Source organism: Stenotrophomonas sp. SMYL20 (assembly GCF_036320045.1).
GTDB classification, from domain to species: domain Bacteria; phylum Pseudomonadota; class Gammaproteobacteria; order Xanthomonadales; family Xanthomonadaceae; genus Stenotrophomonas; species Stenotrophomonas maltophilia_A.
Genome location: NZ_JAWIRT010000020.1, coordinates 79,879 through 101,066, shown reverse-complemented (window position 1 = coordinate 101,066; position 21,188 = coordinate 79,879). Strand labels below are relative to the sequence as shown.

Annotated in this window: 20 protein-coding genes and 1 pseudogene; 8 read left to right on the top strand and 13 right to left on the bottom strand. The window is 66.5% G+C overall.

The window, feature by feature from the left end; translation table 11 throughout:
• Positions 1-87 precede the first annotated feature (87 nt).
• From V3B48_RS15930 to V3B48_RS15915, 4 genes are all read left to right on the top strand, one after another.
• The gene (locus V3B48_RS15930) at positions 88-678 is read left to right on the top strand and encodes a cysteine dioxygenase family protein (protein ID WP_049399007.1); all 591 of its coding nucleotides are present in this window, start codon (positions 88-90) and stop codon (positions 676-678) included.
• 116 nt (positions 679-794) lie between these two features.
• Complete coding sequence (gene eda, locus V3B48_RS15925; RefSeq protein WP_121504971.1) at positions 795-1,433, top strand: bifunctional 4-hydroxy-2-oxoglutarate aldolase/2-dehydro-3-deoxy-phosphogluconate aldolase; 639 nt, start codon at positions 795-797, stop codon at positions 1,431-1,433.
• A 96-nt stretch (positions 1,434-1,529) separates the two neighbouring features.
• A complete protein-coding gene (gene adhP / locus V3B48_RS15920; protein ID WP_182266977.1) occupies positions 1,530-2,558 on the top strand; it encodes an alcohol dehydrogenase AdhP in 1,029 nt (342 codons plus the stop codon).
• A 127-nt stretch (positions 2,559-2,685) separates the two neighbouring features.
• A complete protein-coding gene (locus tag V3B48_RS15915) occupies positions 2,686-3,078 on the top strand; it encodes a hypothetical protein (RefSeq protein ID WP_197617072.1) in 393 nt (130 codons plus the stop codon).
• Positions 3,079-3,224: 146 nt separating this feature from the next.
• Here the strand turns inward: V3B48_RS15915 and ligD are convergent, their stop codons facing one another.
• From ligD to V3B48_RS15900, 3 genes are all read right to left on the bottom strand, one after another.
• Entirely contained in the window at positions 3,225-5,711 is a 2,487-nt protein-coding gene (ligD, locus tag V3B48_RS15910; protein WP_329894056.1) for a DNA ligase D, read from the bottom strand.
• 3 nt (positions 5,712-5,714) lie between these two features.
• On the bottom strand, positions 5,715-6,632 hold the full coding sequence (locus V3B48_RS15905) for a Ku protein (protein WP_180837982.1): 918 nt from the start codon (positions 6,630-6,632) through the stop codon (positions 5,715-5,717).
• A 156-nt stretch (positions 6,633-6,788) separates the two neighbouring features.
• Complete coding sequence (locus V3B48_RS15900) at positions 6,789-7,187, bottom strand: hypothetical protein (protein ID WP_253143501.1); 399 nt, start codon at positions 7,185-7,187, stop codon at positions 6,789-6,791.
• A 146-nt stretch (positions 7,188-7,333) separates the two neighbouring features.
• Between V3B48_RS15900 and V3B48_RS15895 the strand changes: the two genes are divergently transcribed.
• On the top strand, positions 7,334-7,678 hold the full coding sequence (locus tag V3B48_RS15895) for a hypothetical protein (protein ID WP_032129273.1): 345 nt from the start codon (positions 7,334-7,336) through the stop codon (positions 7,676-7,678).
• Positions 7,679-7,756: 78 nt separating this feature from the next.
• On the opposite strand, the gene V3B48_RS15890 is transcribed toward V3B48_RS15895, so the two are convergent.
• Positions 7,757-9,847: a TonB-dependent receptor gene (locus tag V3B48_RS15890; RefSeq protein WP_329894055.1), complete on the bottom strand. Its 2,091-nt coding sequence runs from the start codon at positions 9,845-9,847 to the stop codon at positions 7,757-7,759.
• A 171-nt stretch (positions 9,848-10,018) separates the two neighbouring features.
• Between V3B48_RS15890 and V3B48_RS15885 the strand changes: the two genes are divergently transcribed.
• The 3 genes and pseudogenes from V3B48_RS15885 (at position 10,019) to V3B48_RS15875 (ending at position 13,502) form a co-directional block, all read left to right on the top strand.
• On the top strand, positions 10,019-11,221 hold the full coding sequence (locus tag V3B48_RS15885) for an amino acid aminotransferase (protein ID WP_049462449.1): 1,203 nt from the start codon (positions 10,019-10,021) through the stop codon (positions 11,219-11,221).
• Positions 11,222-11,640: 419 nt separating this feature from the next.
• Positions 11,641-12,657 carry a class 1 fructose-bisphosphatase gene (locus V3B48_RS15880; protein ID WP_014035428.1) on the top strand — a complete coding sequence of 339 codons (1,017 nt, stop codon included), beginning with the start codon at positions 11,641-11,643 and terminating at the stop codon, positions 12,655-12,657.
• Between the two features lie 108 nt (positions 12,658-12,765).
• Positions 12,766-13,502 (top strand): annotated as a pseudogene (locus V3B48_RS15875) (2OG-Fe(II) oxygenase).
• Positions 13,503-13,556: 54 nt separating this feature from the next.
• Here the strand turns inward: V3B48_RS15875 and V3B48_RS15870 are convergent.
• The 9 genes from V3B48_RS15870 to V3B48_RS15830 all read right to left on the bottom strand — a co-directional run bounded on the left by V3B48_RS15870 (position 13,557) and on the right by V3B48_RS15830 (position 21,176).
• A complete protein-coding gene (locus V3B48_RS15870) occupies positions 13,557-14,648 on the bottom strand; it encodes a PA0069 family radical SAM protein (RefSeq protein ID WP_253143499.1) in 1,092 nt (363 codons plus the stop codon).
• Positions 14,649-14,794: 146 nt separating this feature from the next.
• Complete coding sequence (locus V3B48_RS15865; RefSeq protein ID WP_121504965.1) at positions 14,795-15,538, bottom strand: pyridoxine 5'-phosphate synthase; 744 nt, start codon at positions 15,536-15,538, stop codon at positions 14,795-14,797.
• A gap of 9 nt (positions 15,539-15,547) precedes the next feature.
• Entirely contained in the window at positions 15,548-15,817 is a 270-nt protein-coding gene (locus V3B48_RS15860) for a hypothetical protein (protein WP_032129280.1), read from the bottom strand.
• A 40-nt stretch (positions 15,818-15,857) separates the two neighbouring features.
• Positions 15,858-17,318, bottom strand: coding sequence for a cardiolipin synthase (gene cls, locus V3B48_RS15855; protein WP_253143498.1), 1,461 nt, complete (start codon positions 17,316-17,318; stop codon positions 15,858-15,860).
• A gap of 102 nt (positions 17,319-17,420) precedes the next feature.
• The gene (locus tag V3B48_RS15850) at positions 17,421-17,834 is read right to left on the bottom strand and encodes a biopolymer transporter ExbD (protein WP_032129281.1); all 414 of its coding nucleotides are present in this window, start codon (positions 17,832-17,834) and stop codon (positions 17,421-17,423) included.
• 3 nt (positions 17,835-17,837) lie between these two features.
• The gene (locus V3B48_RS15845) at positions 17,838-18,263 is read right to left on the bottom strand and encodes a biopolymer transporter ExbD (protein WP_012509603.1); all 426 of its coding nucleotides are present in this window, start codon (positions 18,261-18,263) and stop codon (positions 17,838-17,840) included.
• Between the two features lie 57 nt (positions 18,264-18,320).
• The gene (gene exbB / locus V3B48_RS15840; protein ID WP_004132614.1) at positions 18,321-19,082 is read right to left on the bottom strand and encodes a TonB-system energizer ExbB; all 762 of its coding nucleotides are present in this window, start codon (positions 19,080-19,082) and stop codon (positions 18,321-18,323) included.
• Between the two features lie 94 nt (positions 19,083-19,176).
• Positions 19,177-19,734, bottom strand: coding sequence for an energy transducer TonB (locus V3B48_RS15835; RefSeq protein WP_180836271.1), 558 nt, complete (start codon positions 19,732-19,734; stop codon positions 19,177-19,179).
• A 254-nt stretch (positions 19,735-19,988) separates the two neighbouring features.
• Positions 19,989-21,176, bottom strand: a complete 1,188-nt coding sequence (locus V3B48_RS15830) for a tetratricopeptide repeat protein (RefSeq protein WP_032128511.1) — start codon at positions 21,174-21,176, stop codon at positions 19,989-19,991.
• Positions 21,177-21,188 lie beyond the last annotated feature (12 nt).

Below are 21,188 nucleotides of genomic sequence, written 5' to 3'. Positions count from 1 at the left end.
GTTCTTCCGCGCGTGTTCACCTTGAATGCGGGCGCGACGCGCGCGAACGCCAACATTCCCTTAACCAGGCTCCGCTACAGTCGGGGCATGGACCTGCAGACTTCTCCGTTTCCGGTGTTCCGTGGCCGCGACAGGTTGATCGCTGCGGTCGACGCGGCGATGACCTCCGGTGATGCCGAGCGCATCACCGCCGACCTGCAGCTGGCGCTGCAGGAAGCCATCGCGGACAGCCGCATCGAATTGCCCGAGTGCGTACACCGTCCGGTCAGTGATCATTACGCGCGACGCCCGCTGTACCACAGCCGCGAACACGGCTACAGCGTGATTGCCATGAGCTGGGGCCCAGGGCAGGGCACGCCGCTGCACGACCACGATGCCATGTGGTGTGTGGAGGGAGTGTGGTCAGGCGAGCTGGAGATCACCCGCTATGAACTGCTGGAGCGCAACGGTGAGCGCTGCCGCTTCCGCCGCCACGCCGTGCTGCGCGGGGGCTGCGGCAGTGCCGGCAGCCTGATTCCGCCGCACGAGTACCACACCCTGCGCAACGCCAGCAACGAAGCGCTGGCGATCTCGGTACACGTGTACGAGGCGCAGATGGAGCGCTCGGCGGTGTTCGATCCGCTCGGTGGTGACTGGTACCAGCGCCGCATCCAGGCATTGCAGGCCGACCCGGCCTGAGCCGGGGGCAGGGCGGGGCACCACCGGCACCGTCGTGAGCCACGTGGCATCATGCGCCGCTGCGCTGCCGGACCCGGCGGCGATCCGCGATGCCCGGTCGGGCAAGGAGCAAGACGATGTCCAGCGCTGATCCGCGCCTGCGCGCGCTGTTGAAGCTGGCACCGGTGATTCCGGTGTACACCCCCGAAGATGTGAATGAAGCGGTCGAAGTGGCCCAGGCGCTGTTCCGCGGCGGTCTGCCGGTGATCGAAGTGACGCTGCGCACGCCGCAGGCGCTGGATGCGATCAAGGCGATGGTCGAGGCCGTGCCCGATGCGGTAATCGGTGCCGGCACCGTGCTCAACGCCGCGCAGATGCAGGCAGCCAAGGAGGCCGGTGCGCGTTTCGCGGTGTCCCCCGGTGCCACCCCGACGCTGTATGCCGCCGCGCGTGATGCCGACCTGCCATACCTGCCCGGTGCCGCCACTGCCTCCGACCTGATCCTGGGCCTGGAGCACGGCCACGACACCTTCAAGTTCTTCCCGGCGGTGCAGGCCGGTGGCGCTGCGCTGCTGGCGGCCTGGCACGGCCCGTTCGCCGATGTGCGCTTCTGCCCGACCGGCGGCATCAGCGCGCAGACCGCGCCGCAGTTCCTGCACCTGCCCAACGTGCTGTGCGTGGGCGGCTCGTGGCTGACCACCCCGGCGTTGCTGCAGACCCGCGACTGGGATGCGATCGAGCGCCTGGCCCGCGAGGCGTCAGTGCTGGCCAGCTGAACCTGCTGCACGAATCGTCAAAGGTTTGATCGTGATCAAAGCGCCGGCCTCGAGCCGGCGTCATTCTGTGGGCAAGCGCACTACGGAGATCCGAACATGAATTCGACCATGAAGGCCGCCGTGGTGCGTGAGTTCGGCAAGCCACTGGTGATCGAGGAAGTCCAGGTACCGCGCCCGGGGGCGGGCGAAGTACTGGTCAAGATCGAGGCCTGTGGCGTCTGCCACACCGACCTGCACGCCGCCGAGGGCGACTGGCCGGTGAAACCGAACCCGCCATTCATCCCCGGTCACGAGGGCGTGGGGCACATCGTGGCCGTGGGAGGCGGGGTAGGGCACGTCAAGGAAGGCGACAGGGTCGGCATCCCCTGGTTGTACTCGGCGTGTGGCCATTGCGAACACTGCCTGGGTGGCTGGGAAACGCTGTGCGAGACACAGCGCAACACCGGGTACTCCGTCAACGGCGGCTTCGCCGAGTACGCACTGGCCGATGCCAACTATGTCGGCCTGCTTCCGAAGGACGTGGGCTTCGTCGAGATCGCGCCGGTGCTGTGCGCCGGCGTGACCGTCTACAAGGGCCTGAAGGTGACCGACACCAAGCCCGGGGACTGGGTCGCCATCTCCGGCATCGGCGGTCTGGGCCACATGGCGGTGCAGTACGCCCGCGCGATGGGCCTGAACGTGGCCGCGGTGGATGTGGACGACAACAAACTGGCATTGGCCCGGCAGCTCGGCGCGCAGATCACCGTCAACGCGCGCACCACCGACCCCGCCGCCTTCCTGAAGAAGGAAATCGGCGGCGCGCACGGCGCGCTGGTCACCGCGGTTTCGCCGAAGGCCTTCGAGCAGGCGCTGGGCATGGTCCGCCGTGGCGGCACCGTCTCGCTCAATGGACTGCCGCCCGGTAATTTCCCGCTGGACATCTTCGGCATGGTGCTCAACGGCATCACCGTGCGCGGCTCGATCGTCGGCACCCGGCTGGACCTGCAGGAGTCGCTGCAGTTCGCTGCCGAAGGCAAGGTCGCGGCCACGGTCAGCACCGACCGCCTGGAAAACATCAACGACGTGTTCGCGCGCATGCACGCGGGCACCATTGAAGGCCGCGTGGTGCTCGACTTCGCCGCCTGACCGCCTGTGCATGGCCGCCGTCGCTCCGTCCCCCTCTCCCACGGACGCGGCGGCCATGCCTATCCCCCGGTGGTGCCGACCGCTGGCCGGCAACCCCAGGCATTTCGCGCCGCCGTACAATGCGCGCATGCCCGGCCTGCTCAAGACCCTGTTCCTGTCCCTCGTCGCCCTGATCGGCGGCGTGCTGTCGCTTGCGCTGGTCAGCAGCGTCGCCAGCTGGCTGCCCCCGTTGCTGGGCATGTCGCCGGACAACAACAGCGTGCAGCTGGGGTGGGACCTGGCCTTCAGCGTACTGGGCGGCATCGCCGGCATTTCCTTCGCCACCTACTACGCGCCGTGCTGGCCGCGTTCGCATGGGTTCTCGATCTGGTCGTTGATCGCACTCGGATGCGGTTACGCGATGTGGAGCGCCGGCGCGGATTTCCCACTCTGGTTCGTCATTTCGCTGCTGGCATCGCTGCCGTTGCAGCTGCTGGCCGGCTGGTGGTTCGGCCGCCGCGCGTCGCGCGATCCGCGCTGAGCGCATCCAGGTAGTGGCGGGGGGGGGGGGGGCCCCCCCGCCCCGGGGCGCGGGGCGGGCGCCGGCCCGCCCCCCCCCCGGCCCCGGGGGCGCGGCCGCTGGCCGGCAACCTCGCCCATGCTACAGGTGCCGGCCAGCGGCCGGCACTACCGCTTCAGCGTCGGCAGCGTCTGCTTCAATCGCGCGATGCCCTGCCATGGGTCCCCCTTCAGCCGCTTGGCACGCGCCAGCGCCTTGACCATCGGAAACGCGTCGGCCGCGCTCACCCGCGCCAGTTCTTCCCAGCGCAGCGGCACCGCCACGCCGCCAGAATCGCGTGCACGCAGCGACCACGAGCACACGCTGGTGGCGCCTCGGGTGTTGCGCAGCCAGTCGATGAAGATGACGCCATTGCGCTTCGCCTTGCTCATCGTCGCCACGTAGCGGTCCGGCGCCTGCTCCGCCATCGCCTGTGCGAACGCCTCGCAGAATGCCTTGGCTTCGCCCCAGCCAGCCTTGGGCTGCAGTGGTACCACCACGTGCACCCCCTTGCCGCCAGACAGGCGTACGAAGCTCTCCAGACCCACCTGCTGCAGGCGGTCACGCACGTCGCGCGCACCGGCTTTCACCTGTGCCCAGCTGACGCCCTCACCAGGGTCGAGATCGAACACCAGTCGATCCGGATGCTCCGGGTCGGCCACGGTCGCACCCCAGGGATGCAGCTCCAGCGTGTTCATCTGCACCAGTTGCAGCAGGCCCCGCGCATCGTCGATGTAGACGTAATCCTCGCGGCCGCTCTTCTGCAGGAGGGGCACCGCATGTACCGCATCGCCCAGGCCGGGGCCATGATGCTTCTGGAAGAAGCAGGCCTTGCCCACGCCGTCCGGGCAGCGCAGCAATGACAGCGGACGTCCGCCAAGTTCGGGCAGGATCCAGCGCGCCATGCGCTGGTAGTAGTCGGCCACGTCGCCCTTGCTCAGTTTCTGCTTTGGAAACACCACCCGCTCAGGATGGGTGATCTGGACCTCACCTCCGGGTTCGGCATCTGCGGTGCTCATTCCCAGGTCCTCCTCCTGCTTGTCGCTGCGCAGCCGCTTGAAACTGGCCTGGCGCAGCAGGCCTTCCTTGCCCCAGCCACGGAACGCCACCTCCGCCACCGTCACCGGTTTCACCCAGCGTACGCTGGCGGCGCGGAACGGCACATGCGCCGGCAGCTGCAGCACCGGCGTCTTCACTGCCAAAGGCTGCAGTGCCTTGAGCAGCGCGCGCAGGCGCTCGTCGTCGAAGCCGGTACCCACGCGGCCCACATAGCGCAGCCCGGCCTTGTCCGGCGTGGCCAGAAGCAGCGAGCCGAATCCCACCCGGGAACCCTTGGGTGCCGTATAGCCGACGATCACGAACTCGTCGGTGTCTTCGTGCTTCACCTTCACCCAGCTGCGCGCGCGGGTGTTTACGTACGGCGCATCCACCTGCTTGCTGACGATGCCTTCGAAGCCGGCCTCGCCGCTGGCATCGAACACCTGCGGCCCATGGTCGACCACGTGTTCGCTGAAGGCCAGTGTGCCGGGCGCCGGCCCGATGAGATCCTTCAGCAGCGCCTTGCGTTCCAGCAACGGCGCACGACTGATGTCCACGCCGGCCACACCCGGAAGATCGAACACGATGTAACGCAACGGTTGCTTCGAGCTTCCATCGATCACGCGCTGCAGTGCTGCGAAATCGCTGCGTCCTTCCTTGTCCAGAACCACCAGCTCGCCATCCAGGCGCGCATCGCGCACCGGCAGCGCCAGCACGGCCTGCGCGACCTCGGGAAAATCGGCCGTCCAGTCCAGGCCGTTGCGCGAGCGGAGTTTCACCTCGCCATTGTGCAGATCGGCCAGCAGACGATAGCCGTCCCACTTGATCTCGTGCAGCCAGCGCTCGCCGTCGGGGGCACTGTCGCGATGATCGGTCAACTGCGGTTTGAACCCAAGGGGATAGGGCGTATCACGTGCGCCGTGCAGTTGCAGCGCGCGTGCATGCCAACGCGCATCGGCCTTGCGCGTGGTCGTGCGTGCGACGGGTGCAGCACGCGCCGCCTTCGCTGTGGAACGCTTCTTCGCCGCAGATGCTCGTTTCGGCGTGGGTGCCGTCAGCAGGTCATCCGCCTCCGCGTCGCGCGCTTCGCCGTCGTCGCGCTTTATCAGCAGCCACTGCACCTGACGCCCTTTCATTGCCGTACGCACCAGCTTCCACCCACCGGCCAGGCGTTGCCCGTGCAGCACGAAGTCGATCTTTCCAGCCGCCAGCGCCTGCAGTGGATCACCTTCACAGGCCCAGGTGCCGTGATCGAAGACATCCACGTGGCCAGCGCCATAGTGGCCTTCAGGAATGTCTCCTTCGAAACCGGCGTAGGACAACGGGTGATCTTCCACCTCCACGGCCAGCCGCTTCTCACCGACGCGCAGCGAAGGCCCCTTGGGCACGGCCCAGCTCTTCAGTACGCCGTCCATTTCCAGGCGGAAGTCATAGTGACGCGAGCTTGCGTGATGCAGCTGGATGACGAAGGTCGGCCGCCGCTTCGGATTCCCGCGTGCGGGCGTGTCGTCAGGCTCCGGCGTCCGCCCGGCGCCACCACCCAGTCTGCGCTTGCGCCGGTACTGGTGCAGCGACATGGTTCAACCTGCCTTGCGCCGCGTGGTCTTCTTTACGGCCTTTTTGGCGGCCTTCTTCGCAGCCTTCTTCGCAGCCTTCTTCGCCGGTGCCTTGCGCATTGCCGTCTTCTTCGCCGGCGTGCGCTTGTTGGCGTCCAGGCTCTTCTGAAGCAACGCCATGAAATCCACCACATTGGTGGTGGCATCTTCACGCGGTGCGGGCTCGTCTTCCACCCGGGTAGTGCCGCCCTTGGATTTGATGCGCTTGTTCAATACCAGCTGCAGACGCTCGCGGAACTCATCGTGATAATCCGAAGGATCCCAGTCACCGGCCATTGACTCGATCAGCTGTTCGGCCATCGCCGTTTCCTTGCTGGTGATGCGATAGTCGGACAGTTTTCCGGTGGGCAGCTTGTAGTCCTCGGGATCCACCAGCTCCTGCGGATAGCGCAGGATCATCAACACCAGCGCGTCCTCATGCGGCATCACCGCGCACAGGTATTCGCGCGTGCGCACCACCACCCGCGCGATGCCCACCTTGCCGGTACTGCGCAGCGTTTCGCGCAGCAGCACATAGCCCTTTTCGGCCTTCTTGCCGGGCACCAGCAGATACGGTTTCTCGTAGTAGCGTGGGTCGATCTGCGCCGCATCCACGAACGATTCCACCTCCACCGCTTCGTGGCTTTCCGGCGCCGCCGAACGGATATCACCTTCCTCCAGCACGACATAACTGCCCTTGTCGTACTCATAGGCTTTGACGATGTCCTTCCAGGGCACTTCCTCACCGGTGTCGGCGTTGACCCGTTCGAAACGGATCGGCTTGCGATCGCGGGAGTCGAGCATGCGGAACTGCAGATCGACCTTGCGTTCGCCGGACATCAGTGACACCGGCACGTTGAGCAGGCCAAACGACAACGTGCCGGTCCAGATCGGGCGGGCCATGGGCGCACCTTTGGCGGGGCAGGGTGCCCAGCGTGGGCCGGAGGGCGTAAACCAGCCGTGTCCATGCCGTGCACGTGGGTTCTACGGTAGTGCCGGCCGCTGGCCGGCTGAGGCTCGCGGACTGAAGTTTCCTGGGTTTCCGGCCAGCGGCCGGCACTACTGCAGCAACGGCCTCACCGCCGCCGCCGGAATATGGTCCAGTGCGCGCCAGGCGTCCTCCACCACCGGCCTCGCCTGCGACCAGCTCAACCGCGACTGCCCGCGCATCTGCTCCCAATGCTCGGCCAGTTCCTCGCAGGTATCGGCGGCATCACCGCGCGGCCAGTCGGCGGCATGCGTGGTCAGCGCGAAGGCATACACCGGGCACAGATCGCGCCAGTTGCGGTGGCTGTGGCCTCGGCGCTCTTCGTAGTCACTGAGCATGTACTGCAGGTAGTCCTGCGCCACCGCCTGCGGATCTTCCTGGCGGCGCGTGCGGCGCTGCGCGGTGCGTTGGCCGAGCGGATCGAGCAGGGCGTTGAACACGGACGGTGCGGGTCGTTCAAGACGGGGCATGGCCGGCTCCTGCAGCGGGGGCGGGTGGGCAGGAATACGCGCGGTCCCGTTACCGGGGGGTGAGCGAGATGTTCATGACGCCAGGTTCGCAGCGGCTTTACCTGCAGGGCGGTGTAGTGGGAGTCCCCGAGTGCAGGTACCAGACCATGAGCCGAGAGACCTCACGAGACCCGCTGCGCGAAAACCACCCGCCCATTCCCGGCGAGCAGCGCGGCAAGCGCGATGCCGACAATGCCGACTACCGCGGCACCGGTGCACCGTTCTTCGATGCCGAGCATGCCGGAGAGCATCTGCCAGTGAAGCACGAGTCTGAACAGGCCGCGCTGGACCGCAAGGACGGCGGCGACCGCCATCGTGGCGGCCAGGAAAGCCCGCTCAAGCGGCGTGAGCGCAAGCAGCGCGCCAGCGACAACCAGGATGAGGCGCTGGAGGAGACCTTCCCGGCCAGCGACCCGACCTCGCCGTTCGTGCCGGCCAAGGCCCCCGACTGACGGTAGCGCCGGCCGCTGGCCGGCAACCTCCTGACGTCCTGCACCGCGCGATGCCGGCCAGCGGCCGGCACTACCACTTCAGCGCCACGACCACTGCAGGCCGACGTTGGCCCGCCGTCCCGGTCCCGGCTCGTAGAAGCGGCCATTGCCGTCATTGACGATCACCGAGCCGATGTAGGCCTGGTCCAGCACGTTCTCCAACCGTGCGAAGGCGCGCAGCTCGCCACCCGGCAGGTTCCAGCGACGCCCGCCTTCCAGATGCAGCAGGGCGAAACCGGGCGCGCGTTCGGTCGCCACGTCGTTGACCACGGTATCGCTACTGGCCGAGGCTTCCAGCGCCCACTGCCAGTCGGCGGGGGTCCACTGCAGCCTGGCGAAGGCCTGCTGGCGCGGCACACCGGGCAGGCGGCTGCCCGCGGCGACCACGCTGTTCGAGGTCAGGTACGGCGAGCGCACCTGCGCCTGCAGCCATGTCCATGCCAGCTGCAGTTCCAGCTGCTCGGCCAGCGGCTGTCGGTACTGCAGTTCCACACCTTGGCGGCGGGTGCGGCCGATGTTGCGATAGGTGCTGCGCCCACCAGAGTTGCTGGCAACTGCCAGCTCATCGTCGGTATCTGCGCGGAACAGGCTGATATCAAGCTGGGTTCCGTCCTGTGCGCGCCATTTGCTGCCTATCTCCAGATTGCGGCTGCGCGCGGCCGCCAGATCCAGTGCCAATCCCGCCTGGCCGTCGGCGCGATACCCCAGCTCATTGAAGGTAGGCGTCTCGAAGCCCCGGCCCACGGCGGCGTGCAGCCGCCACTGCGGGCTGGCCTCGAAGCTGACACCTGCCACCGGCGTGGTTGCCTGATAGCGACGGTGGCCGCTGTCGTCCGGATTGCGCCCGGTGATGTAGCGGTCATTCGATTCGAATCGCAAGGCGCTGTGGCGCAGCCCAGCCAGCAGCGACCAGCGCGGGCTCCACTGCCACCAGGCCTGGGCGAACTGGTCCACGTTCTGCACGACGTCGATCTGGTCACGACGCAGGCGCCCACGCACGCCCAGGGTGCTGCCGATGAAGTTCTCGTAGCCGGTGCGGTGCTGGCGCTGGCGGTCCGCACTGAGCCCGGCCACCAGGTCCAACGGTCGGCCGGCGAGGTCGCCATGCCAGCCCCAGCGCGCGTCCAGTCCGCCGTAGCCCGCGTCCAGATCGATCACGCCGCCCGCATGCAACGGGTTGACCTGTGCGGTCGGCGGAATCGGCAGGTACTGGGTGACCTCACGCTGCCCGGCATAGCCCATCAGCTGCCAGCGCTGGGTGTCGGTTTCCCGGGTCCAACGCAACCCAGCCTGCTGCTGGCGCACCGATTTGCGGGTGTTGTACTGGTGAGCCACTGCCGTGGCCTGGCGCGGATCGGCCGCCACCTGGGCACGGCTCAGGCCCAGCGGATCCTGCGCATCGGGGGCATCGAGCGCGTTGAGCAGCAGCTCGAGCCGTCCACCGCCCAGATCACCACCAATACGTGCGTTGAGCGATTCACGGCGCGCGCGGCTATGGTCCCGCCAGCCATCGGTGCGGAAGTGATTGGCGGCGATGTTGTAGTCCAGCGCTTGGCCGGCACCCTTCAGTTGCGCGCCGACACTGAGCGTGTTGTCGGCGCCGGCGTTCACGCGCAGCCGCCACGGGTCGCCGGCCCGGCCCTGCGCGCTCCAGACCTGCAGCACGCCGCCGGAGGAATTGCCGTACAGCGCCGAGAACGGCCCGCGCAGCACCTCGATGCGTTCGGCGCCCAACAAGCTGGCGTGCGACAGCTGGCCCTGGCCATCGGGCATGGTCGCCGGCACCCCGTCGATCAACACCCGTACCCCGCGCACACCAAAGGTCGAGCGCGCGCCGAAGCCACGGATCGACAGCTGCGTGTCCTGGGCGAAGTTCTGCCGGTCGCGCGCCACTAGTCCCGGTACGCCGGCCAGCGCCTCGGACAGCTGCGCGCCGGTGCCCGCGCGGCTGGCGTCGATCCAGACGGTGTCCAGGCTGGCCGGCAGCGCGAACGGGTCGATACCCGGCACCCGCGCCACCTGCACCTGCACGGCGGGCAGGGCGGTGGGCGCAGGCTCGGCCATGGCCGCCCAGGGCGACAGCAGCAGGGCGGACAGCGGCAGGCAACGGCGTCGTGCGGCAGGATTCATGATTCAGGTTGATGGATCGGGCGGCAACGCACGCCATGGTACGGGGCCGTGGATGACGATGGCGGCGGCCAGCCCCGGCAGGCTTTGTTACGATGGGCCGTTTCCGGCCGAAAAGCCGCAGACCGCGTGGCGCAATTCCTCCCCCTTTCCGTCTACCGAACGAGTACCGCCGTGTCCTTCTTTGCAAACGTGGAACTGGTCCCAGGCGACCCGATCCTGGGCCTGACCGAGGCGTACAACGCCGACAGCCGCCCGACCAAGGTCAACCTGGGTGTGGGCATCTACTACGACGAGAGCGGCCGCATTCCGCTGCTGCGCGCCGTCAAGCAGATCGAGCAGCAGCTCGCCGCTGAAGCCAAACCGCGCGGCTACCTGCCGATCGATGGCCTGCCGGCGTACACGCAGGCCACGCGCGAGCTGGTGTTCGGCAAGGACTCGCCGCTGCTGGCCGCCGGCCGCGTCACCACCGCACAGACCGTCGGTGGCAGCGGTGCGCTGCGCGTCGGCGCCGACGTGCTGAAGAAGCTGCTGCCGCACGCCACCGTTGCGCTGAGCAACCCCAGCTGGGAAAACCACCGCGCCGTGTTCAGCGCGGCCGGCTTCGAGGTGGTGGACTACACCTATTTCGACCCGACCACCCACGGCGTCAACTTCGACGGCCTGCTGGCCGACCTGGGCAAGCTGGAAGCCGGCACCGTGGTGTTGCTGCATGCCTGCTGCCACAACCCGACCGGCGCTGACCTCACGGTCACCCAGTGGAAGCAGGTCGCGCAGCTGCTGAAGGAGAAGCAGCTGTTCCCCTTCATCGACATGGCCTACCAGGGCTTCGACAAGGGCATCGAGCAGGACGGCGCCGCCGTGCGCATCATCGCCGAAGCCGGCATCGACAGCTTCATCGTCGCCAACTCGTACTCCAAGTCGTTCTCGCTGTACGGCGAGCGCGTGGGTGCGCTGTCGATGGTGGCGCCGACCGCCGCTGACGCCAAGGCCGTGCAGTCGCAGGTCAAGCGCGTGATCCGCACCATCTACTCCAGCCCGTCCACCCACGGTGCCGCGCTGGTGGCCGGCGTGCTGACCAACCCGGAACTGCGCGCGATGTGGGAGCAGGAGCTGACCGAGATGCGCGAGCGCATCCACGCCCTGCGCCAGGGCCTGGTGGAGAAGCTGGCCGCTGCCGGTGCCCCGCAGTTCGGCTTCATCAACGAGCAGGCCGGCATGTTCTCCTACTCCGGCCTGAGCCGTGAGCAGGTCGAACGCCTGCGCGACGAGTTCGGCATCTACGCCGTCGGCACCGGCCGCATCTGCGTGGCCGCGCTGAACCAGAACAACCTGGAGTACGTCGCCAAGGCCGTGGCCACTGTGGCCAAGGGCTGAAACAGTGCTCCAGTGGTTTGAAGACAAAGGCGCCGAAAGGCGCCTTTGTTTTTGCTCCTGCTTTGCCTTTGCCACACTCTCCGCGCTCGCGGCGAACCCTGAAGCGCAGGGCGAGGCACACCGTGGCCAGGACCGTGAGGCGCATGGATGCGCCGATCGAGCCCCCATGGGTGAGGGCGCTTTGCCTGCGAAGCACTGCTTCGCAAGCGCCCGAACGCCCTGCCGCCAGCGGCTGGGCCGGACCCCGGAGGGGGGTTTACGGCGTGTCCTGGTCACGGTGTGCCTCGCCCTGCGCCTCCATGAAGGAGTGCGCCGACAGCGCAACGCATCTGGAAACGATTACGCCTTCCCGCGCTCACGCACGGCCCCGCCATACGGGCGACAATAGGCGTTTTCCCGCTGCCGAGACCTGCCCGCTCATGTCCCGTACTTCGTTGACCCGCTTCCTGATCCAGGAACAGCACGCCGGCCGCATCAATGCCGACCTGCGCCAGCTGATCGCGGTCGTCGCCCGCGCCTGCACCAGCATCTCCATCGCCGTCAGCAAGGGCGCCCTCGGTGGCGTGCTCGGCGACGCCGGTACCGGCAACGTGCAGGGGGAAGCGCAGAAGAAGCTGGATGTGATCAGCAACGAGATCCTGCTCGAAGCCAACGCCTGGGGCGGCCACCTCGCCGCCTGCGCCTCGGAGGAAATGGACCACAGCCAGCCGGTGCCGGACATCTATCCGCGCGGCGATTTCCTGCTGCTGTTCGATCCCCTCGATGGCAGCTCCAACATCGACGTCAACGTCTCCGTCGGCACCATCTTCTCGGTGCTGCGCTGCCCGACCAACGTCGAACTGCCGGGCGATGACGCCTTCCTGCAGCCGGGCAGCAAGCAGATTGCCGCCGGCTACTGCATCTACGGGCCCAGCACCCAGCTGGTGCTGACCGTCGGCCACGGTACCCATGCCTTCACCCTGGACCGCGAGAAGGGCGAGTTCGTGCTGACCACCGAGAACATGCAGATTCCGGCGGCCACCCAGGAATTCGCCATCAACATGTCCAACCAGCGTCACTGGGAAGCGCCGATGCAGGCCTATGTCGGTGATCTGCTGGCGGGCAAGGAAGGCGCGCGCGGCAAGAACTTCAACATGCGCTGGATCGCCAGCATGGTCGCCGACGTGCATCGCATCCTGACCCGCGGCGGCATCTTCATCTACCCGTGGGACAAGAAGGATCCGTCCAAGGCCGGCAAGCTGCGCCTGATGTACGAAGCCAACCCGATGGGCCTGCTGGTCGAACAGGCCGGTGGCGCTGCCTGGACCGGCCGCGAGCGCATCCTCGACATCCAGCCCGACCAGCTGCACCAGCGCGTGCCGGTGTTCCTGGGTTCGCGCGAGGAAGTGGCTGAAGCCGTGCGCTACCACCACGCACACGACGACGCGCAGGGCTGACGGCCTATCGCCTGACAGCGGTCATGGCAGTTCGATGACATGACCGTGGGGTGACACCGAGGGCGGCAAACGGCACCATCAAGCCGTTGCCGCCTAAGGAATGCACGCATGCACGAGCAGGGCCCGGTCGATTTCATCGAAGTCATCCACAACGCCGTCCCCAGCGAGGTCTGCGCGGCCATCGTTGAGCGCCTGCGCGCTACGCGTGGCCTGCAGCCCGGTGCGGTGGGCAGTGGCGTGTTCCCGGAACTCAAGCACAGCAAGGATCTGCGCATCAGTGGCCTGGACGGCTGGCAGGATGTCGATCAGCAGCTGCAGATCGCGGTGTTCAACGGCCTGCTGACTTATCTACGCCGTTATCCACAGGCGTTGATTGCGCCGCTGATGTTGCAGATCCAGGACAGCAACGGCCAACCGCGACGCCTGTCTGCCGAGGACTTCCCCGACATGCCGCAGCAGCAGCTGGCCGATCTGGCCCGCACCTGCCTGCGCCCGGGTGCGATCAACCTGCAGTGGTATGCGGCAGGCGAGGGCGGCTACCCGTACTGGCATTGCGAGCTGTACCCGAAGGATGCGCAGGCCGAGACCCTGCACCGGCACGTGCTGTGGACGCTGTACCTCAACGACGACTTCGAAGAGGGCGAAACCGAGTTCCTGTTCCAGGGGCGGAAGATCGCGCCGCGCACCGGCAGCCTGCTGATTGCGCCGACTGCGTTCACCCACACGCATCGTGGCAACCGGCCGCAGGGTGGGGACAAGTTCATCGCGACCAGCTGGGGGGGCACTAGTTCACCGCGACCCGGGGCATCCTGTTCCAGAGTGCGCAGAAGTTGTTTGGAGGGTAGAGTCGAGCTTGCTCGACTGCTTTTCCGTCTCCAGTCGAGCAAGCTCGACTCTACTCAGAACAACGAACCCTGCGGCGAATCCTTCTTCGGCGGCAGCGGCTTCTGGAACCGGCTGCAATCCAGCTTCGGCCAATGGCTGTTCTGCGCATTGAAGCCCAGACGTTTGCGCGCCAGCTTGAAGCGGTTGTTCAACAGATCGGCATACACGCCCTGGCCCCGCATGCGCGTGCCGAACTGGCTGTCGTAGTCCTTGCCGCCGCGCAGCTGCTGGATGGTACTCATCACATGTGCGGCGCGATCTGGATGATGGGTGTCCAGCCACTCGCGGAACAGCGGTGCCACTTCCAGCGGCAGGCGCAGCAGCACATAACCGGCGGTGCTGGCACCGGCATCGTGTGCAGCCTCCAGCACGGCTTCCAGTTCGCTGTCGTTGATCCACGGAATCACCGGCGCCACCATCACGCCCACCGGAATACCGGCTTCATGCAGGCGCTTCATCGCGCGCAGCCGCGCATGCGGTGCAGACGCGCGTGGCTCCAGCTTCGCGGAGAGGTGCGGGTCCAGCGAGGTCACCGAGAAATGCACGCTGACCAGGTTCTCCGCCGCCAGCGGTGCAAGCAGGTCGATATCGCGCTCGACCAGTGCGTTCTTGGTGATCAGCGAGAAAGGATGCTTGGTCTCCAGCATCACTTCGATCAGTTGGCGGGTGAGTTTGAACTTGCGCTCGATCGGCTGATACGCGTCGGTGTTGATGCCCAGCGCGATCGGCTGCGGCACGTAGCCCGGCTTCGACAGCTCCTTGCGCAGCAGCTGCGGCGCATTGGTCTTGGCGAACAGCTTGGTTTCGAAATCCAGGCCCGGCGACAGGTTCAGATAGGCATGCGAGGGGCGTGCAAAGCAGTATGAGCATCCATGCTCGCAGCCGCGATACGGATTGACCGACTGGCTGAAGCCGACGTCCGGCGAGGTGTTGCGGCTGATGATGCTGCGCGCGGTCTCGGCACGCACTTCGGTACGCAGGCGAGGGGCAAGGAACTCCTCGCTCTCGTCGACCGCCCAGCCGTCGTCCACCGCCTCGCTGACAGTGCTTTCAAAGCGCCCGGCAAGGTGGGACGTGGAACCTCGGCCCTTGATCGCAATACCCATTGCGGCAGGGTACGTCGCGGCCGTCTCAGTGGCTGCGACGGCCGCCTGAAGGGTTCAGCGCCCCCGTAGAGTCGAGCCGTGCTCGACTCCCACCCAAGGTGGCCCAAGACCGAAGTCGAGCAGGGCTCGATGCTACAGGGGAGGGGTCAGAGCAGCGCCAGGTACCCGCGCACCGTGGCGTCCAGCCCGTCGTACAGCGCCTCACCGATCAGCGCGTGGCCGATCGACACCTCCAGCACGTCCGGCACGTTGGCCAGGAAATCGCGCAGGTTGTCCTGCGACAGATCGTGGCCGGCGTTCACGCCCAGGCCAACGGCCTGTGCACGGCGTGCGGCAGTGGCGAACAGCGCCAGCATCGCGTCAGCATCACCAGCCGCATGCGCCTCCGCATAGGGCCCGGTATACAGCTCGATGCGGTCCGCACCCACTTCGGCCGCCTGCTCCAGCAACGGGTTGCCGGCATCGACGAACAGGCTGACCCGGCAACCCATCGCTTTCAGTTCGGCAATCAGCGGGCGCAGTCGTTCGGCATCCCGCTCGAAGTCGAAACCATGATCGGAGGTGATCTGGCCGTCGCTGTCAGGCACCAGGGTAGCCTGCGCCGGACGGGTCTGTGCACACAGCGGCAGCAGCCCCGGATAACCCTCGCGCGGCGGTGCGAACGGATTGCCTTCGATGTTGAACTCCACCCCACGCGCACGGGTCAGCGTGGACAGGGCCAGCACGTCCTCGGCGGTGATGTGGCGACGGTCCGGTCGCGGATGCACGGTGATGCCGTGCGCGCCGGCATCCAGGCAGGCCTGGGCGGCGCGTACCACGTCCGGTTCGGCACCGCCGCGCGAATTGCGCAGGACGGCGATCTTGTTGACGTTGACGCTGAGCTGGGTCATGGAACGAAACTACTTGGAAAGAGGGGATGGATCGTGATCGTTGGGGTCGTCACCGCGGCGGGCCTGGGCCTGTTCGCGCAGGCGGCGCAGTTCTTCGGCATCGACCAGTGTGGACGGATCGCGCTGTGGATCACCGAAACGGGCCACATAGCGGCCGCGTACCCAGGCCAGCAGGAAGGCGAGGGCGGCCAGCAGGCACAGGGTCATCAGCCCGGGGCTGGGGGTCTTCAGCGCGAAGGCGAAACAGCCCAGCGCCAGCAGCAGGTACAACCAGTACATAGTCGGGCTCCCCGGATGATCGGCGCAGTGTAGCGCTGCGTCAGAGCAGCGGCGAGGCCAGCCGGGCGAAGGCCTCGGGCAGGCGGTGCAGCCACAGCGAACGACCGGCCTGGTCGTGCACCCGCGCGGAACGGTCGAATTCGCCCTGCAGCAGTTCGGCCAGCGCAGCCACCCGGTCACGGTCGCTGATCATCATCGACAGCTCGAAGTTCAGCCGGAAGCTGCGGTGATCGAAGTTGGCACTGCCGACGATGCAGACGTCGTCATCGGCGATGAAGGCCTTGGTATGCAGCATGCGTGGGCCGTACTCGTAGATCTTCACCCCGGCATGCAGCAGCTCGTCGAAGTAGGAGCGGGCGGCCTGGGTGACGAACCAGGAATCGCTCATCTTCGGCACCAGCAGGCGCACGTCCAGCCCGCCCAGCGCGGCCGAGGTCAGTGCCATCCGCGCCGCTTCGCCCGGCACGAAGTAGGGCGTGACCAGCCAGACGCGCTCGTGCGCTTCCTGGATCGCCGCCACATGCAGGCGATGGATCGTTTCCCAGCCCGAGTCCGGGCCGGAGACCAGCACCTGGGCGTTGATCGCACCATCGCCGCGCAGCGGCATGTCAGCTGGCCACAGACGCGCGATGTCCATGCGCGAGGGATCCTGTCCACTGGCGTAGAGCCAGTCCTCGGCGAACACCAGCTGCAGGCTGCGCACCACGTGGCCGCGGATGCGCATGTGCAGGTCGCGGTAGGCATCCGCCCTGCGGCTTTCATCCTCGTCGTCGGTGATGTTGATGCCGCCGGTGAAGGCGAGGCGGCCGTCGACGATCACCAGCTTGCGGTGGGTACGCAGGTTCAACCACGGGCGCTTGAATGGCTTCAGCAGCTGCCGTGGGTGGAACCAGATCGCTTCGCCACCGGCGTCGAGCAGCGGCTGCAGGAAGCGGCGGGGCAGGGCCGACGAACCCACCGCGTCGAGCAGCAGGCGCACCTGCACACCCGCGCGGGCGCGCTCGACCAGGGCGTCGCGCAGCGCGGTGCCGGCATGGTCCGGGTTGAAGATGTAGTACTCCAGGTGCACGTGATCGCGGGCCTGCGCGATGGCGTCCAGCAGGGCCGCGTAGGTTGCCGCGCCATCCACCAGCCAGGTGACTTCGGTGGCGCTGCTCGGCGCGAGCCCGGTCGTGGCCTGTGCGACCTTGGCCAGCTCGGTGCAGTCGGCGTCGGGTGGGCAGACATCGCTGTAGTGCTCCATGCCCGAGCGGGCACGGCCACGGCGCAGGCGCTGCCGCTTCACCTTCTGCGGGCCCAGCAGGTAGTAGATGAAGAGACCCAGGTAGGGCAGCAGCGCCAGCGACAGGATCCAGCTCAGCGTGGCCACCGGCTCGCGCTTCTGCAGCATGATCCAGCCCGCCAGCGCGAACAGGTACAGCAGATAGGCGACCGCCAGGATCGTGCCAAGGTGGGCGATGCCGTCGAGCCAGTGGCGCAGGGAGTCGAAGAGGGCGAGCATCCGCCGATCATAACGGTCCAGACCGTCAGGCATAAAAAAAGACGCCCCTGTTTCCAGGGGCGTCTGCAGTCGCGTCATGACTGTTGTATTGCGGTGTAGCAGTTACTGCTGCACAAAACCGATCTTCTTCATCTGAGCGTTCTTCGCGGCAGCCAGAACCTTGGCCATCACGTCGTACTCGGAATCCGGGCTCGCATCGATGCGCAGTTCCGGCTGGTTGGTCGGGTCCTTCTGGACCTCGTTCTCCATCCGCTGCTGCAGCTCGCTCGCATTGATCGGGCTGTTGTTCCACGAGACCTGGTTGCTGGCGTCGATCTTGAGTTCGATCGGCGGCGGCGGTTCGACCAGCTGCGGCGGTGGGTTGAGCACGCGCTGCGGCAGGTCCACGGCGATCGGGTACGTCATGATCGGCGCGGTCACGATGAAGATGATCAGCAGAACCAGCATCACGTCCACGAGGGGCGTGACGTTGATGTCTGCCATGGGGCCTTTGCCACCACCACTACTGAATGCCATGGCTTACTGCCCCTTCTCTTTGGTCGCGACGAAGCCGACGTCCAGCATGCCCTGTTCCTGCGCGATCTTGGTCATCTCGTTGATGACACGCATCTTGGTGGTGCGGTCACCACGCAGGTTCAACGGCGGCTGCGGGGTCTGCTGGGCGGCGGTCGCCAAGCGCGACTCGAGAGTCTGCTTGTTGATTTCTTCGTCGTTCCAGTAGATCGAGCCATCTTCCTTGACTGCCAGGGTGATGGGGCCCTTGCGGTCGTTGGTGTCGTCCGGCTTCTGGACCAGGTTGGCCTCCGGCAGATCCACCTTGACCTTGTGGGACATCAGGGGCGCCGTGATGATGAAGATGATCAGCAGCACCAGCATCACGTCCACGAGGGGCGTAACGTTGATGTCGGCCATGGGGCCGCCGCTGTTACCACTACTGAAAGCCATAACGGGCTCCGTCTAGATCGTGTTGACTACGTTCTCGCTGGGTACAGCGCGTCGCAATTAGCGGACGCGCGAACCGGTGGCGAAGAAGTCGTGCAGGTCGTGCGCGAAGGTATCGAACTTGCTGATGGTCGCGCTGTTGATCTTGCTGAAGAAGTTGAAGGCGAACACGGCCGGGATCGCGACGAACAGACCGATCGCGGTCATGATCAGCGCTTCACCCACCGGGCCGGCAACGGCGTCGATCGAAGCGGAGCCGGTGGCACCGATCTTGATCAGCGCGCCGTAGATGCCCCACACGGTACCCAGCAGACCGACGAACGGAGCGGTCGCGCCGACGGTGGCCAGCAGGGTCATGCCCGACTGCAGCTTGTTGCTTTCGCGGGTCACGGCCTGACGCAGAGCGCGGTCGACGAACTCCGAACGGCTCAGGTTCTCACCCACGCCGCCGGTGGCGCCGCCTTCAGCGCGCTGGTGGTGGGCAGCCGCCTGGGCAGCGTCCAGGGCGATCTTGGAGAACGGCTCGGAAGCCGGCTGTTCTTCCATCGCACGGATGGCGTCCTGCGCGTTCGGGGTATCCCAGAACAGGCTGACGACGCGATCAGCGGCGCTCTTCAGGCGGGTGGCGCGGAAGATGTTGATGACGGTCCAGTACCAGGACATGGCCGACATGACGACCAGGGTCAGCAGCACGACCCAGGAAACCGCGAAATCACCCGGCTTGGTGGTCATTTCGTGGATCAGGTGCTCGAAGCCCATCTGCGACAGGGCGTTGGACGGATTGCCCCCGGCAGCAGCGGCGATGAAAATTTCCTGCAGCATGACGCTTACCTTTGTTGTGTGTGGTGATAAAGGGTGTAGCTAAGCTAAACAATCGAACTGGGAGCGGGGGTGGCCAGGCGGCCACCCGGACGCATCAGTTCAGCGCAAAGTTGACCGGGACGCGAACGCGACCTGCCGCCTTCTTACCGCCAGATTCAGCGGCGTTGAAGCGCCACTTGCGAGCTGCTTCCATCGCAGCACGGTCCAGGTCGCGGTTACGGCTGGACTTTTCCACCGTGACATTGGTGACGTTGCCGCTGGCATCGACATCAATGATCAGGATCACTTCGCCCTGGATACCCGCGCGGAAGGCTGCCGGCGGGTAGCGCGGCGGGTTCATGGCCTTCGACGAGATGTCCACGCTGGCCTCGATCGAGGTCGGCGGAGCCGGCGGCGACGGAGGCGACGGCGGGGTGACGATATCGCTCGGGCGCGGTTCCGGCACGTCCACGACCGGCGCCTGCGGAGGCGGCGGGACCGGCGACGGCTTCGGCGGCGACAGGTTCTTCACCGGCGGCGGCGGAGTATCCGTCGGCGGCGGCGGCGGCGGCGGCGGTGGCGGCGGCGGCGGGGCGTCGACGATCGTCACCATGACGTTGCGCTCCTTCTCAGCCACGGCCTTGGGAGCCACGGCGGGGATCAGGAGCATCATGAACGCGGCCAGATGCAGGGCAATTACAAACGCGATGCCGACGATGCGAGGCCAGCTCAGCCCCTTGTCATCGGGTTGTTCGTACCGGTGAACGACTAGTTGTTCCGTCATGCGCCAAGAGCTCAATAGTGGGGCCGGGATGCCGGGGGCGGAATCCCTGATCAGCGGTGCATGACACCGCAGGAACCTCCAAGCTTATACCAATCCTGAGCGCCTGCGCATCAACTGTGCAGGCATTCAGGCGTTATTCCTACTTACTTCAGGTTGATGATTTTTTTGGCATCAGCCTGGTTCTTCACACCCTTCGCCAGCGCCTGCTGGGCGGCCTGCTTGGCCTCCGGGATGCGACCTTCGGCATGCAGGACGCGTGCCAGGTTCAGGTAGGTCTCACCGTCCTTGGACAGCGGGGCAGCCTTCTGCCACGCATCGATCGCCTGCGGCACCTGGTCGGAGTAGTAGTAGGACTGGGCCAGCGCCAGGTAGACCTGGTAATCCGGCTTCAGGATGCCCTTCTGCAACCCTTCGTTGATGACCGCGATGACGTCCTTTTCCTTGTGTTCGGTGTTGGCATAGATCGAGTACAGCTGCTTGTACTCGCGCTCTTCGGTGAGCTGGCCGCTGCTGCGCAGCTTGTCCATCACCGCGGCAGCCTTCTCCATCTGATCGGCCTGCATGTACATGCTGGCCAGGTTCAGCTGGGCCTTCTTGTCGTTCGGGTTCTTGGCGGCCAGTGCCTCGGCTTCCTTCACCGCTTCACCGGACTGGCCGGCTTCGGAGAGGGCCGCCATCAGCAGCTGGTTCCAGTTGTCCTTCGGTTCGGTGGCGCCGGCGATGGCCTGCTTCAGCACCGGGATCGCTTCCTGGTAGCGCTCCAGCTGGTACAGCGCCTGGCCCTTGGCGATCAGCTCTTCCGGCTTGGTCGACTTGCTCTCGGCGAAGTACTTGTCCAGGGTCGCCAGGCCTTCGGCGGTCTGGTCTTCCTGCAGCTGCAGCTGGCCCAGCATCAGCATCGACTGGAAGTGGCCGTTGTTGTCCAGGCCGTTGAACTGCAGGACCTGCTTCAGGTAGGCCACGGCAGCCGGGGTGTCGTCGGTCTGGTAGGCGGCCTGCGAGGCCAGCTGCGCGGCCAGCGACTTGTCGTACTCGTTCGCGGCGCTGTCAGCCAGGATCGCGTCGGCCTGCGTGCGCGTCTCCGGGAACTTTTCCTTGTTGTAGCTGTCGATCATCTTCTGCAGCTTGCTGCCCAGCTTGGCCGATGCCTTGACGGTCGGCTCCTCGCGGGTCGCGTTCGGGTACAGCGCTTCGGCCTTGGCCTGCTTGCCGCCGCGGTTGCCACGCTCGGAGGAACGCGAGGACTGCGCGAAGGCATCGGTGACCACGGCGCCGGTCAGGGCGGTCGCGACGAGGACGGAAAGCACAGCTTTGTGGTTACGGAAAATCATCGTTCACCTCGA